The 14,557-nt window shown below is 42.6% G+C and carries 13 protein-coding genes; 8 read left to right on the forward strand and 5 right to left on the reverse strand.

What is annotated here, in order from left to right:
* Window positions 1–81 precede the first annotated feature (81 nt).
* The 6 genes from gpmI (at window position 82) to BUB08_RS12885 (ending at window position 4,949) form a co-directional block, all read left to right on the forward strand.
* Entirely contained in the window at window positions 82–1,617 is a 1,536-nt protein-coding gene (gene gpmI, locus BUB08_RS12860) for a 2,3-bisphosphoglycerate-independent phosphoglycerate mutase (protein ID WP_073002304.1), read from the forward strand.
* Between the two features lie 84 nt (window positions 1,618–1,701).
* Window positions 1,702–2,292 carry a DUF3109 family protein gene (locus tag BUB08_RS12865; RefSeq protein WP_073002305.1) on the forward strand — a complete coding sequence of 197 codons (591 nt, stop codon included), beginning with the start codon at window positions 1,702–1,704 and terminating at the stop codon, window positions 2,290–2,292.
* A 367-nt stretch (window positions 2,293–2,659) separates the two neighbouring features.
* Entirely contained in the window at window positions 2,660–3,253 is a 594-nt protein-coding gene (locus BUB08_RS12870; RefSeq protein WP_073002306.1) for a hypothetical protein, read from the forward strand.
* Window positions 3,254–3,400: 147 nt separating this feature from the next.
* Complete coding sequence (locus BUB08_RS12875; protein ID WP_073002307.1) at window positions 3,401–3,718, forward strand: CD225/dispanin family protein; 318 nt, start codon at window positions 3,401–3,403, stop codon at window positions 3,716–3,718.
* Window positions 3,719–3,721: 3 nt separating this feature from the next.
* On the forward strand, window positions 3,722–4,120 hold the full coding sequence (locus tag BUB08_RS12880) for a DUF2752 domain-containing protein (RefSeq protein ID WP_073002308.1): 399 nt from the start codon (window positions 3,722–3,724) through the stop codon (window positions 4,118–4,120).
* Window positions 4,121–4,292: 172 nt separating this feature from the next.
* The gene (locus BUB08_RS12885; protein ID WP_073002309.1) at window positions 4,293–4,949 is read left to right on the forward strand and encodes a hypothetical protein; all 657 of its coding nucleotides are present in this window, start codon (window positions 4,293–4,295) and stop codon (window positions 4,947–4,949) included.
* Between the two features lie 7 nt (window positions 4,950–4,956).
* Here BUB08_RS12885 and BUB08_RS12890 read toward each other — a convergent pair whose 3' ends face one another.
* From BUB08_RS12890 to folK, 4 genes are all read right to left on the reverse strand, one after another.
* Window positions 4,957–6,243, reverse strand: coding sequence for an AmpG family muropeptide MFS transporter (locus tag BUB08_RS12890; protein WP_073002310.1), 1,287 nt, complete (start codon window positions 6,241–6,243; stop codon window positions 4,957–4,959).
* Between the two features lie 2 nt (window positions 6,244–6,245).
* Window positions 6,246–8,717: a bifunctional glycoside hydrolase family 9 protein/polysaccharide deacetylase gene (locus BUB08_RS12895; RefSeq protein ID WP_073002311.1), complete on the reverse strand. Its 2,472-nt coding sequence runs from the start codon at window positions 8,715–8,717 to the stop codon at window positions 6,246–6,248.
* A gap of 77 nt (window positions 8,718–8,794) precedes the next feature.
* A complete protein-coding gene (locus tag BUB08_RS12900) occupies window positions 8,795–10,129 on the reverse strand; it encodes a SpoIID/LytB domain-containing protein (protein WP_073002312.1) in 1,335 nt (444 codons plus the stop codon).
* A gap of 11 nt (window positions 10,130–10,140) precedes the next feature.
* Entirely contained in the window at window positions 10,141–10,629 is a 489-nt protein-coding gene (gene folK / locus BUB08_RS12905) for a 2-amino-4-hydroxy-6-hydroxymethyldihydropteridine diphosphokinase (RefSeq protein ID WP_073002313.1), read from the reverse strand.
* Window positions 10,630–10,714: 85 nt separating this feature from the next.
* Between folK and sppA the strand changes: the two genes are divergently transcribed.
* On the forward strand, window positions 10,715–12,490 hold the full coding sequence (sppA, locus tag BUB08_RS12910) for a signal peptide peptidase SppA (RefSeq protein WP_073002601.1): 1,776 nt from the start codon (window positions 10,715–10,717) through the stop codon (window positions 12,488–12,490).
* 144 nt (window positions 12,491–12,634) lie between these two features.
* Complete coding sequence (locus BUB08_RS12915) at window positions 12,635–13,933, forward strand: hypothetical protein (RefSeq protein WP_073002314.1); 1,299 nt, start codon at window positions 12,635–12,637, stop codon at window positions 13,931–13,933.
* Between the two features lie 92 nt (window positions 13,934–14,025).
* Here the strand turns inward: BUB08_RS12915 and BUB08_RS12920 are convergent, their stop codons facing one another.
* Window positions 14,026–14,469: a DMT family transporter gene (locus BUB08_RS12920; RefSeq protein ID WP_073002315.1), complete on the reverse strand. Its 444-nt coding sequence runs from the start codon at window positions 14,467–14,469 to the stop codon at window positions 14,026–14,028.
* Window positions 14,470–14,557: the final 88 nt, after the last annotated feature.

The following is a 14,557-nucleotide window of genomic DNA, read 5'->3' on the forward strand; positions in this document are numbered from 1 at the left end:
CAGCAGTTTAGTTGTTATTTTATAAATGATCAAAAAAAAGATATTTTTGTCTGTTCGCATAAAAAAACAAAAAATAATAATATGGCAGGAGTACAAAAAACACTATTGATGATCCTTGATGGATGGGGAATTGGAGACGGCTCGAAACGTGATATTATTTCACAGGCACCCACTCCGTTTATCGATTCATTGTTTAAAAAATACCCAAATTCTCAACTACTTGCATCTGGCGAAAATGTAGGGTTGCCCGACGGACAAATGGGTAATTCCGAAGTAGGTCACCTTAATATCGGTGCTGGCCGTGTGCTTTACCAGGATATGGTAAAAATTACACGCGCCATAAAAGACAAATCGCTTTGGGAAAACCCTCAAATTGTAAAAGCTTACAAATACGCCAAAGAGAACAACAAAAAAGTACACCTCATCGGGCTGATTGGCCCCGGAGGAGTGCATGCACTGAGTTCTCATATGGTAGCGTTGAGCCAGATCGCCACCGACATGGGTCTGAAAGATGTTTTCGTTCACGGGCTAACTGACGGACGTGACACCGACCCGCGCTCCGGATACGGATTCATAAAAAATGATCTGGAGGCTTTAAAGGATACCAATGCAAAATTTGCTTCATTTATTGGCCGCTATTACGGAATGGATCGTGACAAAAATTACGACCGTTTAAAACTGGCTTACGATCTTTACACGCTTGGAAAAGGTGAAAAATCCACAGATATTCTGGAATCTGTTCAGAAATCATACGACAACGGAGTAACCGACGAGTTTCTGAAACCAATTGTAATGGTAAACGAACAGGGAGAACCGCTGGCAAAAATTGAAGAAAATGATGTAGTAATCTGTTTCAACTTCCGCACAGACAGGTTGCGCCAGACCACCATCGCATTCACCCAGCAAGACCTTCCCGAATACGGCATGAACAAAATGAATCTGCAGTGGTACACAATGACCAACTACAAAGCAGATTTCAAAAATGTAAATGTCATTTTCGACAAAGAAAACGTTGTCAACACCATGGGCGAAATGGTTGAAAAAGCAGGGCTAAAACAAATCCGAATTGCAGAAACCGAAAAATACGCTCACGTTACTTTCTTCTTTAGCGGTGGACGCGAAGAGCCTTTCAACGGAGAAGAACGTGTTATGGTACAGTCTCCAAAAGTTCCTACTTACGACCTGCAACCCGAAATGTCGGCTCCAAAAGTGAAGGATAAAATTGTTCCCAAATTGAAAAATCAGGAAGCAGACTTTGTTTGTCTGAACTTCGCAAATGGAGATATGGTTGGTCACACCGGCGTTTACGACGCCATTTACAAAGCAGTAACTGCTGTTGACCAGTGCGCCAAAGAAGTTGTAGAAGCAGCGCTGGAAGGCAATTACGATGTATTAATTATTGCTGACCACGGAAATGCCGACAATGCGCTCAACGAGGATGGTTCTCAAAATACAGCGCATTCGCTGAACCCGGTTCCTTGTATTTACGTCAGCAACAACCACACCGATGTAAAACTTCAAAACGGTATTCTTGCTGACGTGGCGCCTACTTTGTTAAACGTTATGGGGCTGGAAGTTCCAAAAGAAATGACAGGAAAAAATCTGATTGAAAAGTAATAACGAATTTTCGTTCTGAATAAGGAGAGAAGTCTTCAACGAGGCTTCTCTCTTTAGCTAAAAGAACATTTATAAAGTACTACAATGATTGAAATCGGACGCACTATTTTAAGCCACGCCATATTTGACCAGCATTTTGTTTGTGACTTGTTTAAATGCAAAGGAGCATGTTGTATCGAAGGTGATTCTGGTGCGCCGCTAACTCCCGAAGAGGCAAAAATTACGGAAAAAGAATTTCCTAAATTCGAAAAATACCTTCCGGAAAGCCACAAGCGGGAAATAAAAAAACAAGGGTTCTCCATGATCGACAGCGATGGCGATTTGGTAACTCCGCTGGTTAACCAACGCCAGTGTGCCTACTCTTTTTACGACAATAAAGGCATTCTTAAATGTGCTATTGAAAAAGCATTTTTCAACGGCGAAACTACTTTCAGAAAACCTGTTTCCTGTCATCTTTTTCCAATCAGAATTACTGAATACAAACAGTTTGATGCAGTAAATTACCAGGAACTTGACATTTGCAAACCGGGCCGCGATTGTGGAAAATCACAAAAAGTCCCGCTCTACAAATTTCTGAAAGAGCCGCTCATTCGAAAATACGGAGAAGAGTGGTATAAAGAAGTTGAGATTGCCGGCAACTACCTCGAAGACCAAAAGCAAAGCCGTTTGGCGTAATATTCATCTTTAGGAAAAAAACCCACGCACTGTTTTTACACGCAAAAAACCGTTCCTTTATCTCCTCTTTTTTTTGAGTTGATTCCGGTGTGCTGCATTAGAATCAGTCTTTCGTTCTGGCATATCGGTCACTTACCAAAAGCAATTGCCTTAATTCCATACCTGCGTTTAACTCCACACTCCTCAAAAAACAGGGAACAGTCCCAGAATGAAACATATATTCTGATTTTGGAATTCCCTTTTCCACACAAAATACCCTCAAACAACACACAGTCAACAATCTACAAGTTTTGGCACCTGAATTGGTAATAACAAACTGGAAACGCTTGAAGATTTTTACAAACCATTTATTAAAAGAACACAAAACATGAATCGATTAATTATTGCAATTGCAACAGTTGCCTTTTGGAGCCAAAGTTTCAACGTAAGTGCTCAAACAGAAACAACCAACCACGATGTGGCAATTTCCATTCCCGAAGTTGCACTGGTGGGAATCGCAGGGGCCGACGGAGAAGGAACAACCATCAATTTAACGCCTGAAATTTCAAATCTGGAAGCGGGTGAAAAAGTTGATTTCGGCACAGCCAGCAACAGCACTCTTTGGTTAAATTATACATCGGTAATTAAAAGCCTTGGCAACGGAAATGAAAAAGCCGGCGGTAAAACACGAAAAATAAGGGCCGAATTGAATGAAAACCTCCCCAACGGGCTGGAACTCTATCTGGAAGTTGCTCCAATCAGTTCGGGAAGTGGACAGACCGGCGCTGCCGAACAAGAAAAAGTGCTGTTGAAGAAAGGCCCGTCAACAGTTGTGGATAACATCGGAAGCTGCTACACAGAAAAAGGCGAAGGAAAAGGACACAGGTTAACATACACACTGGGTACGAAAAAGAATCAATTCGATAAGGTGATGGCACAATCATTTTCAGTACAGGTAGTATATACAATTACTGAAAACTAAAGGACACATCTCCGGAATATTTATCAGGCAGGAGCGTCACCTGCCTTTTTTTGTGTTCAATAATTTGGATGAATGATTTCGTTTTACAAATTCAAATGGTAATTTTGTTCTAAATGCTTCGTACCAAAACTTTAAAAATCATACATAATGAACGAACAGCTTGAACAAAACTCATCGTTTAACCAACAGGCTCCTCCTCCCAACTACCTTGCGTGGGCAATAATTACCACCATTCTGTGCTGCCTGCCTTTTGGCGTTGTATCAATTATTTATGCTGCACAGGTAAACACAAAATGGCAAATGGGCGATTACGAAGGGGCAAAATTGTCCAGTAAAAATGCAAAAATTTGGGCATGGGTATCTTTTGGAGTTGCCATTGCCGGAGTAATTGTGTGGGCGCTTTTGGTTATTTTTGGCATAGTTGCCGGACTGGGGCTTGGAGCCCTAGAAGGAATCAATGTCTGACCAATGAAAACGCTATTAAAAGGAGGATTGCTGGTTGCTTTGGCAGCGCTGGCAGTCCTCTTTTTTGTTCTCGACCCAAACAAAAATATTATTTTCCCCCGCTGCCCATTCTACTCCCTAACCGGATTTTATTGTCCGGGCTGCGGTTCTCAACGGGCAATTCACAGCCTGTTGCACCTAAACCTCGCCGGAGTGGTTCAGAGCAATCTTCTTTTTATTCCGGCGGTGCTCACTATCGGATACCATTTTCTGCATAAAATTCTTAACAGAAAACTCGGATGGAACCTTCCAAATATTTTTTACCTGAAGAACACGCCTTGGGTAATTCTTGCTATCATTTTACTTTTCTGGGTGTTACGTAATATTTCGGAGTTCCCCTTTTCTGAACTGGCTCCGGGCTAGTATCTGTACTTTACAAAAAGCAGATTATGGTATAAAGTTTGAGTTTCGAAATAAATAAAAGTCATGAAACGAACGCGAGTTTTGTTCTTTTAACCTGCACAGGCCAGAATGACTAAAACTTATGTGAGTTGCTAAATACCGTTCTATTTTTGAACTTTCAAAAATCAAAAAGATGAAACAGATAATTACACTTATTTCTGCTGCTACGCTGTTATTTACCTGCTCGCCCATCAATAAAATAATAACCGTAAACGACGAATTTAAAAATGAAAAAAGCATTCGGCTTATCCAGTACCTCAAAGGATATTCTGACGAAGGCCCGGAAAGAATTGGAGGGTTAGACTACTGGGTAACTGTAAAAACAGTTTATTCAAAACCGGAAAACCAGGAAGGAATCGTTACGGCAGAATTCACCATAAAAACCGAATCCCGTCCTGAAGAACTCGATTCACTCATATTTCTGGAAGTAGACCAGACAAAGTATAAACTTTACTCGCACGAATATGCTTCGCGCCACGTTGTGAACCGCTCCACTTCCTCAAGCATTACCACTTCGATTGAAAAAGAAGACGACGAAGATGAGAGCAAAGACACCGAAAAAACTTCTACCACAACACAAGTCACAACAAGTGATGTAACCTTGCAGATTATGAAGCGAACCGTCGAAATCCCACGCGACATTTGGCACGAAATCAGCCGGATGCAACAAATCAGGCTCCGCCTGTACATTGCAACCGAAGGCATCACTGTTCATTTCAGTTCTAAAGACCGACGCAAGTTTGCAGAACTATTCCAGGAAATAAATAAGTTTGAAAGAGCCGAACCTTAGTAGCGATCTACTCTTTTCCGTTTTTCATTCCGAATTTCGGATCGTACTTTAAATAATTAATGATTACAAATCCGGGAATGGTACAAATCATCACCCAAATAAAAAAGTACTTGTATCCTAAAAATTCCTGAATCAAGCCGCTAACCATCCCCGGCAGCATCATTCCGAGCGCCATAAAACCGGTACAAAGTGCGTAGTGCGCAGTTTTGTGTTTTCCGTCGGACAAATAAATCAGGTAAAGCATAAAAGCGGTAAACCCGAAACCGTACCCAAACTGTTCAATAATTACTGAGCCGGTTACAATCCACAAACTCTGCGGCTGCACAAAAGCAAGAAAAACATACATCAGGTTTGGCAGATTCATGGCAAATACCATGGGCAGCATCCAGTGCTTAAGCCCGTTGCGCGAAACCACAATCCCGCCCAAAATTCCGCCTAGCGTAAGAGCAATCATCCCCGCAGTTCCGTAAACAAACCCAATATTACTGGTGGTAAGTCCCAGCCCGCCAACTTCCGGGTCGTCCAATAAAAATGGCGAGGCCAGTTTCACCAATTGTGCTTCTCCCAGCCTGAAAATCAGAATAAACAGCAGCGAAAGAACTATCCCGTCTTTCTTAAAGAAACTCACGAAAGTCTCCACGAAATCGGAAAAAACCTGTTTAACTGATTTTGACTCTCTTTTTACATCAGACACTGGATATGGAAGGACAAACAGGTGCCAGATAAAAAAAGCCAGGAAAAGTGCTGCAAAAACAAAAAAAGTAATGCTCCACGCCCACTGGTTGTTTCCTCCGGCAATATTTTCCATTTCGCCGGCAAGAATAACCAGCGGCCCCTGCCCCGCCAGCATGGCAAAACGGTAAAACGTATTTCGAATTCCCACAAAAAATGCCTGATCGTGTTTGGTAAGCCCCAGCATATAAAACCCGTCGGCGGCTATGTCGTGTGTTGCAGAAGAAAACGCCATCAGCCAAAAGAATGCGAGCGAGTACTGAAAAAACTTTCCGCCCGGCAAAGTGAAAGCAACCCCGGCCAGCGCTGCTCCAATAAGCAACTGCATGGCCACAATCCAGTAGCGCTTTGTTTTTAATATTTCCACAATCGGGCTCCAAAGCGGCTTAATTACCCAGGGCAAATAAAGCCAACTGGTGTACAAAGCAATATCAGTATTGGAAATATCGAGCCGTTTGTACATAATAACCGAAACGGTCATCACAAAAACGTATGGAAGTCCTTCTGCAAAATAGAGTGAAGGAATCCAGAACCAGGGGTTGCGGGTTGTTGGCTTTGACATATTTACTGTTTTAATGATTTAAATTGATATCCTCTGGAAGAAAAATGTCTGATAACATCTTCCAGAATCCGGTAAAATTTATCCTTGCGTTCGGGCGCTGTCCCGGGATGAATAAGCAAAACTGCTCCGTTTAACCCGGCAGAATGTGTCTGTTCGTATTGCAACAAATCTCTGTAAATTTTTACGGAGGATTTATAACTTTTCATCGAAGGAGTTGTATAATCTGCATTGGTTCCTGTTCCCGGTGTAAAATTAACCACATCGAGTCCCAAATTGCGGCACCAGTCTACAATCTGCCGGTTATACCATTCATACGGCGGCATAAAATACGTGGCATCTCCGGGCTTCACACCATATTTTTCCAGCTCGGCGAAATTGCTTCTTAAATCGCTTTCAAACTCATCGAACGATACCAGCAAAGAGTCCCGGGTTTCCCAATCACAGTAAAGCAAGTGCCCGTCGGAGTGTGCCCCGACGTAGTGCCCGCCATCCACAACCGTGCTGATTATTCCGTTGAATTCTGGCATTCTCAGAAAATTTCCCGTAAAAAAGAAAGAACCTTTGATGTTGTGTTTCTCCAAAACCTGCAAAATATGTTTGCCACCTTCAAATCGCGAGTCGGCAGTAAAAGCCAGGTAGATGTTCTTCTCATCAGGGTTGATCCGAACAATTGCGCCTTGCAAATCTTTCACAATTGCAGTTTGTTTTGCCATTTTTTTGCCATCATTTTCCAGAGAGGCCAGGTAAAAACTGAGGCTTGCTGTACCATCCAGCGTTGGTTCGTTGGTAGAATAGTCGCCAATATCGTCGTGATAAACTGCAATGCCCTTATTAAAATCTGCATATTCATCCGGATTTTGCAGCACCATTCCAATTTGGTTCTTATTGCGATTAGCATCAATGGGGCCGTCAACGAGGCCGCCGGGAGTGATGTCTCCCAGCAAAACGGTGTACGATGAGTGCGGCAGCACAGGCGAATCTGCAGCACCGGGCAGCCCGCAAATCATTGCTGTTCCCCATGGATTGCAGCCAAACAACCAATCGCGAAGAGCAGCCTCCAATTCGACAAACGCATCGTTGCCGGTTTGATCTCGATACAACAGTGCCTGCGTTATTGCTGCGGCAACCAAATTGTTTGAGCACCACAAAAACGGCAGCCCATTAAAAAACGGATCTTCCTTTCCACGCTCAAAAAGAAGTTGCAGGCCGGTTTTATAAAAATCCGCAAAATCTTCCTTGCGGTTCTCCATCATAAAATAGTGTCCCAAATTGATAAACGGATAAGATTCGTAATGCCCGGCGGTATCATTTTTTATCCACGGACTCACCGGTTCCTGCTTCCCCCAGTATTCAGCTTCGCCTAAATAGTGCTGGTTACCTGTAAGCTTGTACAGTTGCGTTGCTGCCAGCTCCAGATCATCGGCAAAATTGCTCTCCTCGTAAAAATAAGGCGAAACGTTGCATGCAGTTTGGGTAAAACCGGTGTCCGACAAGGCAAATTGCCAGGCGTCAACCGCTTTTTGTTCCATAAGCTCTGCCATTTCAGGGTCTGAGTTTTTAAAAACATCAGCACCCAATGCAAAGGCAGATGCAAATTTGCCGGCAGTGGAAGAAACTCCCGTGGTATTGTTCTTATACTTTGCCAGTCCCTGCGGCTTTCCGGTGACAAAATAGACCGGCCGATATTTCCCCAATCCGTAATCGGCAGGGTCATTAACAGGAAGTCGAAAACCAACGTGGTCGCGGTCGTCAGCAATCTGGTTGTACATTTCTCCGGGCGCCGGATTCATTTTCAGCATCCACTGCAAACCCCACTTTATTTCATCTAAAATATCGGGAATACCGTTGGCGCCGTGTTCTCCGTTGGCATCGAAGTGGTCACCAAACGTTTCCGGGTATTTCTGATAGGCAAACATCATCTGAAATATTGTATTTACTGATGTTGTTGAATATTGCAGATAATCGGTGGCATCGTGCCAGCCTCCGGCAACATCAATAAATTCGCCCGAGCGGGTAGGATGCTCGACAATAATACCATCGTGCAAATGACAGGAATCTTTTAAAAACGGATTGTAACCGCAACGTTGCTGCCGGATGTAATTGAGAATAAAATCGGCAGTTCCTTCAAACACATCTGCATTAATTCTGAAGTTCGGAGAGCGGGTATCGCCAACTTTCAAGTAGTACCCTCCTTCTTGTTGAAACCCGGAGAAATTCATACGAAAAGCCGTCTTCATCCCCCATCGCACGGCATTCTTTATTTTTGTACTTCCCTCGAAAACAACTTCATCGGTAACAGCATTGTGCAACGAAAAACCCTGAGCGGAAACTTCTTCATCGGACAAAAAAACAGCTACTTTTACCGACTGCGGCAGGTAGCCCAACTGGTTAATACGAATTACCCGAACTGCCCCGGCCAGGTTGGCCGAGAAAAGGAACAGGCTCAAAGCAAGCAGGAAAAATCTTAGTTTCATCGTATTTTAGTTTAGAAGAATTTTCTACCGAGCACCGTAATCACGAAGGAATACAATTAAAACCGAATTTTCTATGACTAATAATTCTTCTTCAATTCGGCTCCCTTAAAATAGTGATTTAAAATTTCGCTGTACGAATATCCCTTTTCCCCCATCACCGCAGCGCCAATCTGGCAAAGGCCAACGCCGTGTCCCCATCCGGCGCCGGTTAACACAAACTTTTGCGGAATGCCGTTTTTCTCATTCAAATGATCCACCACAAAAGCAGAACTGTACAAATGCGATTCTGATAACCATTTACGAATTTCCAGCTCTTTTCCCACTGTAAGTGTCCGTTTTGTACCATGGATTTTCAGCTTAATCAGGCGGGAAGAATGCCCGCGTTTTACCGGTTCCAGCTTAACAATTTCGCCAAAATCAATTCCCGAACGTTTTTTAATCAGCTCAGCCAGTTCCTGTTGCGAATATTCCACTTTCCAGCGGTAAAAGTCGGTTGTTTTCTGGTCAAAATCAGGCAGCACCTGCGAGAGAATTTTCTGATCGGTGGTGTTGCAAAAAGCATGAGGTTTGTTGCGAATCCACAACTCGGCCTCGTCTTCCTGCCGAAGATCGACACAAGTTGTTCCTCCGAATTCCGAATCTACCACTTTGGTGAGGTAACGGTGGCGCACCGGCTCCCAAACATTCTCAAAATTCTCTGTTAATCCCCCACAACACTTAGAGAACCGCGCATCACAAATTTTCCCTTCATAAACAAGCACTTCTCCAAATGTTTCGTTCACTGCGGCTATCGCTTTTTCAGAATGAATTTTGGTAATTCCCTGGTAGCGCTGGCAGTGGTCATCGGCGCAAACATCAAAAGTGGAATGGTCTTCGCGGTCGTACCAACGAATAATCTCCGTCTCTGTTTCCTCAGATGTACGGTAAATGCCACCACCCGATTTCAGCGACTCCGTTTTTTCAATTTGCGCCAGCAGCCAGCTCCTTGAAATAACGGCATGTGCTTTTAACAACTCCGGCGAACTGGTAGCGCTCATCTCCGAAGAAATTACGCTTTTAAGGTAATCTTCGAGGCCAACTACATTTATTGCACGAACTTTCTCATTTTCAGCAATGAGTTTCAGTTTTCCCTGAAACCGCTGGTTCTCGTTCTGTTCCCAATGAAATCCTACTCCAATAACTACATCACTGAGTTCAAAAAAAGAATTGTTGTCTTCCGGAGAAAGCAGTTGGCTGGCGGCCATTTTTTCTCGGGCGGCCGAATACACCGCAAGCTGCCTGTTCTCAATAACAGCGCGGTACTTTCCGGCAGGCAAGCTTTCTTGTTTCTCTGATATAAAATTGCAGCCCAGCGCAAAATGCAGCTTTTCCAGAGCAACTATTCCTACTTCAATTTCAGGTTGAGTGTTCATGGTCAATTATTTTATAGTTCAATTCTTGTTATTTTCGAAGCATCCTTACAATTCTCCAACAGTCGAACACTACTCTTTTTTAAAACCGGATGACTGAATCCGGGGGCAATTTCCACAAGCGGAACCAGAACAAAAAGCCTTTCGGGAATATGAGGATGTGGTATTTTTAACTGTTCTGTGTCAACCACCATATTGTCGTAATACAAAATATCAATATCCATCTCACGCGAGGTGTAGTTCTCTTTCCTGGGTTTCCGTCCGAACCCTTTTTCAATGGTTTTAATTGACAAAAGAAGCTCTTCCGGTGCCAGTTCGGTTTTAATCTGAACAACAATATTCCAGAAATTCTCCTCCGCATCGAAGCCCCAGGGCGGAGTTTCGTAAACTGACGATTTTTTAACAATGGCACCTAACTTATTCTCAATAATAAGTAGAACCTTTGTCAAATTATCCTGTTTATTTCCCAGGTTTCCGCCAATTCCTAAAAAAACATGGTGCATTGAGTAGTATATTTGTAATTATTTGAGAGATAAAATTACCCATCATTTACCAAATAACGGTAATGAAAATATAAATTCAAAAAGTATGAAAGATTTTTTTAAGTATGTACTGGCAACAGTGGTTGGAATGGCTGCAATTTCAATCATTGGTCTTTTGCTGCTGTTTATGACAATTGGAATTTTGGTTTCTACCACAGAGAAAAAAGTTTCTGTGCAGGACAATTCCATGCTTGTGATTGATCTGGAACGCCAGATTGTTGACCGGGCTCCCAACGATCCTTTTCAGGATCTGGATATTCCGGGATTTCCGCAGCAAAAAACTATCGGGCTGGATAATATTACTGAATCTTTATCAAAAGCAATACACGACGACCGCATAAAAGGGATTTACCTTAAACTTTCGGCGGTTAACGGGGGAATGGCTTCTGTTGAAGAAATCAGAAATGCACTTATCGCTTTTAAAGACAGTTGCGACAAACCGGTTTATGCTTACGGCGACAGTTACGACCAAAAATCGTATTACCTGGCAACAGTAGCCGATCAGGTTATTTTACATCCGCTCGGAACAGTAGATTTTAGAGGGCTTGGCGGAGAATTAATGTTTTACACCAAGGCGCTTGAAAAGTTGGGTGTTGAAATGCAGATTGTAAGACACGGAAAGTTTAAAGCTGCGGTTGAACCGTTTATGCTCGAAAAGATGAGCGAAGAAAACCGCGAACAACGCCTGGTTTATATGGGCAGCCTTTGGAACCACATGCTGAATGGCATCTCAGGAGAAAGAAGTATTCCGGTTGAACAGTTGAATACTCTTGCTGACGAAGTACAAACGTTTAAACAAGGCAATAAAGCCGTAGAATCGGGATTGGTTGATGCCGCAAAATACAAAGATGAAGTTCTGGATGATTTGCGCGAAATTACAGGAATTGCCAAGAAAAAAGGAGTACCAATCATTAGTGCAACCAGCTACGCAGGTGTACCGGTTAAAGGAGCAGAAAAATCGTTCAGCCGGAATAAAATTGCGGTAATTTACGCCAGCGGCGATATTGGTATGTCAATGGGAAGCGGAGCAGCAATAATCGGCGACGAAGTTGGCAAGGAAATCCGTAAAGTAAGGCAGGACAGCTCGTACAAAGCCATTGTTTTCAGAGTGAATTCTCCCGGAGGAAGCGTTTTTGACTCGGAAGTAATCTGGCGTGAAGTAAAACTGGCCGCTGAAGAAAAAACAGTTGTTGTATCGTTTGGCGATGTTGCGGCTTCCGGCGGATACTACATTTCGTGTGCTGCCGACCAGATTGTTGCGCAGCCCAACACCATTACCGGTTCAATTGGTATTTTCGGTATGATTCCCAATATGGGTGAATTATTGAACAAAAAACTGGGAATTACTACCGATGTGGTAAAAACCAACAAAAATTCAGACTTGTTGTCGACAACCCGCCCAATGACCGCATACGAAAGAGACCTCATGCAGGAAACGATTGAAAGCGGTTACGACCTGTTTATTTCGCATGTTGCCGAAGGCAGGGGCATGACCAAAGAACAGGTGGATGAAATAGGACAAGGCCGTGTTTGGAGTGGCGAGAATGCCAAAGAAATCGGGTTAGTTGACGAGTTTGGCGGATTGCAGGATGCCATTAACCTGGCTGCTGAAATTGAAGGATTAGAAAACTACCGCACTGTTTCGTTACCGGAGCAACTGGATCCTTTCCAGCAACTGCTTAAAACCGGCAGCGACAATGTACGTGCCCGGTTCCTGAAAAACGAATTAGGAGAAAAATACAAATATTACGAGTACCTGAAAAAAACATCTTCGATGGAAGGCATTTTTGCACGCATGCCTTATGACTTGAATATTTACTAACATTCCCCGTGAATAAAAGTAGTGGCAGGCAATGTGGACTCATCAAGGCTTGCAGACTCATCAAACGGTATAGCATTTTGATGAAAAGCCACCACATCATCTGCCTCTACTCATTATATAAAACACCCTTCGTCACAACGAAAAATGAAAACGATTTTAACAATTTTGGCTATTACATTCCTTTGGGGATGTAACAAAAGCAGTAAAACAAACGAAACAACAGATCCTGATTGGGCACAAGCTGTAACTGCATTTAAAGAGCTTCAAGAAACGCTGAAAAAAGAAAACGGAGAAACCTGGAATCATTCATTAGAAGGACCGCTGATTTTTGTAAACAGAGATACAAGAGCAATAATAGCCAACGAAAGCGACAACTCCGGAGAACTGGTAAAACGAGAAAACCTTTTTGTAGGAAAACTTCCGGAGAATATTAACATTGCCAATACAGCATTTGACTGGAATGGAAAAAAATGGACAATGGTTGCCTTTCCTCTTCCTGACACAAAAGAAAAACGATTGAATTTACTGATTCACGAATCCTTTCACCGAATTCAGCCTGCAATAGGCTTTGGTTCTTTAGCTGAAATTCAAAGTGTTCATCTGGATTCTAAAAATGGACGAGTTTGGTTAAAGCTGGAACTTGAGGCGTTGAAAAAAGCATTAGATTCAAATGAACCTGAAATTCATATAAAAAACGCATTGCTTTTCAGGCAACATCGCTATCAGAGTTTTCCTGATGCTAAACAGGCAGAAAACTCACTGGAAATAAATGAGGGACTGGCAGAATACACGGGGTCGATTCTAAGTAAACGAACAGATTCTGACTTGAAGAAACACTATATTTCTCAAATTGACTGGTTTTATACCTTGCCGGCATTTGTTCGTTCCTTTCCCTATTTTACAATTCCTGTTTACGGTTATTTTTTGCAAAAAACAGATAAAGGTTGGAATTTAAAGATTACGAAAGACACTAATTTAACCGACTTTTTCACTGGTTTTTGGAATGTGGACTGTCAGGAATTGACAGACGACACCATCCTGGAAATTGGAAAGACGTACGGAATCGACTCAATTATTGAGAATGAAACCGAGCGGGAAAACAAGAAAGAAGAATTGAAAAACAGATACAAAAAGAAGTTTCTCAGCGATAGTGTTGTTGTTATAGGTTTAGAGGCTTTGAACCTAGGGTTCGACCCTTCTAACGTTATGCCGCTGGACTCATCGGGAACGGTTTATCCGAATTTAAGAGTTACTGACAACTGGGGAATACTCGAAGTTGACAGTTGTGGTGCTCTGATTGGGCCTGCCTGGAATAAAGTAATAATTTCATATCCTGAATTAATAACAGATACATTAATATATGGGAAAGGGTGGAAATTAAAACTTAATCAATCATGGAGGTTAGATTTAGTTGATAAGAAATACATGGTAACCAAGGAATAACCAGCACGCATGAATCCCGAAAAAAGAGACCGTTCTAAATAGCAAACGGTCTCTTTTTTTGTGCCCAGCCGGATAGCTTCAAAAAATTAAAGTCAATAGCGCTGAATCAGAAAAATTCCGGCAATCAAAAGCAGAACGCCAGCAATTCGGCCTCCGGATATCGGATGGACTGCAAGGCCAAAAAATCCAAAGTGGTCGATTATTGAGGCAGCAATTAACTGTCCGGCAATGGAAGCTGCCAAAACCGTGCTAACGCCAATCCGGGGAATAAAAAAAATGATTGAAGAGACAAAAAGTGCACCCAACGTTCCTCCTATAAACAAATACCAAGGAGCTGTTTTCACATAGCCCCAATCGGGAGTTTGAGTGCGAAACAAAATGTTGATTACCACCAACGAAACAAAACCGACCAAAAAATTGACCAGGGCTCCTTGTAAAGGATGTTTCAGGTAAGTGGTTAACTGGGTATTTATGCTCCCCTGGATAGCTAGGATGCAACCAATTATTAGAACAATAGCTGTGTAAAAAACCTTCATCTGCCGGATTATTAATTGGGAAGTTATACATTTACTAAAGCAGGCCCGGCTTTCTTACCGGAAGAAAACCGAGCCTGTTTCTTATTTT

The sequence above is a fragment of the Mariniphaga anaerophila genome (genome assembly GCF_900129025.1).
GTDB classification, from domain to species: Bacteria; Bacteroidota; Bacteroidia; order Bacteroidales; family Prolixibacteraceae; genus Mariniphaga; species Mariniphaga anaerophila.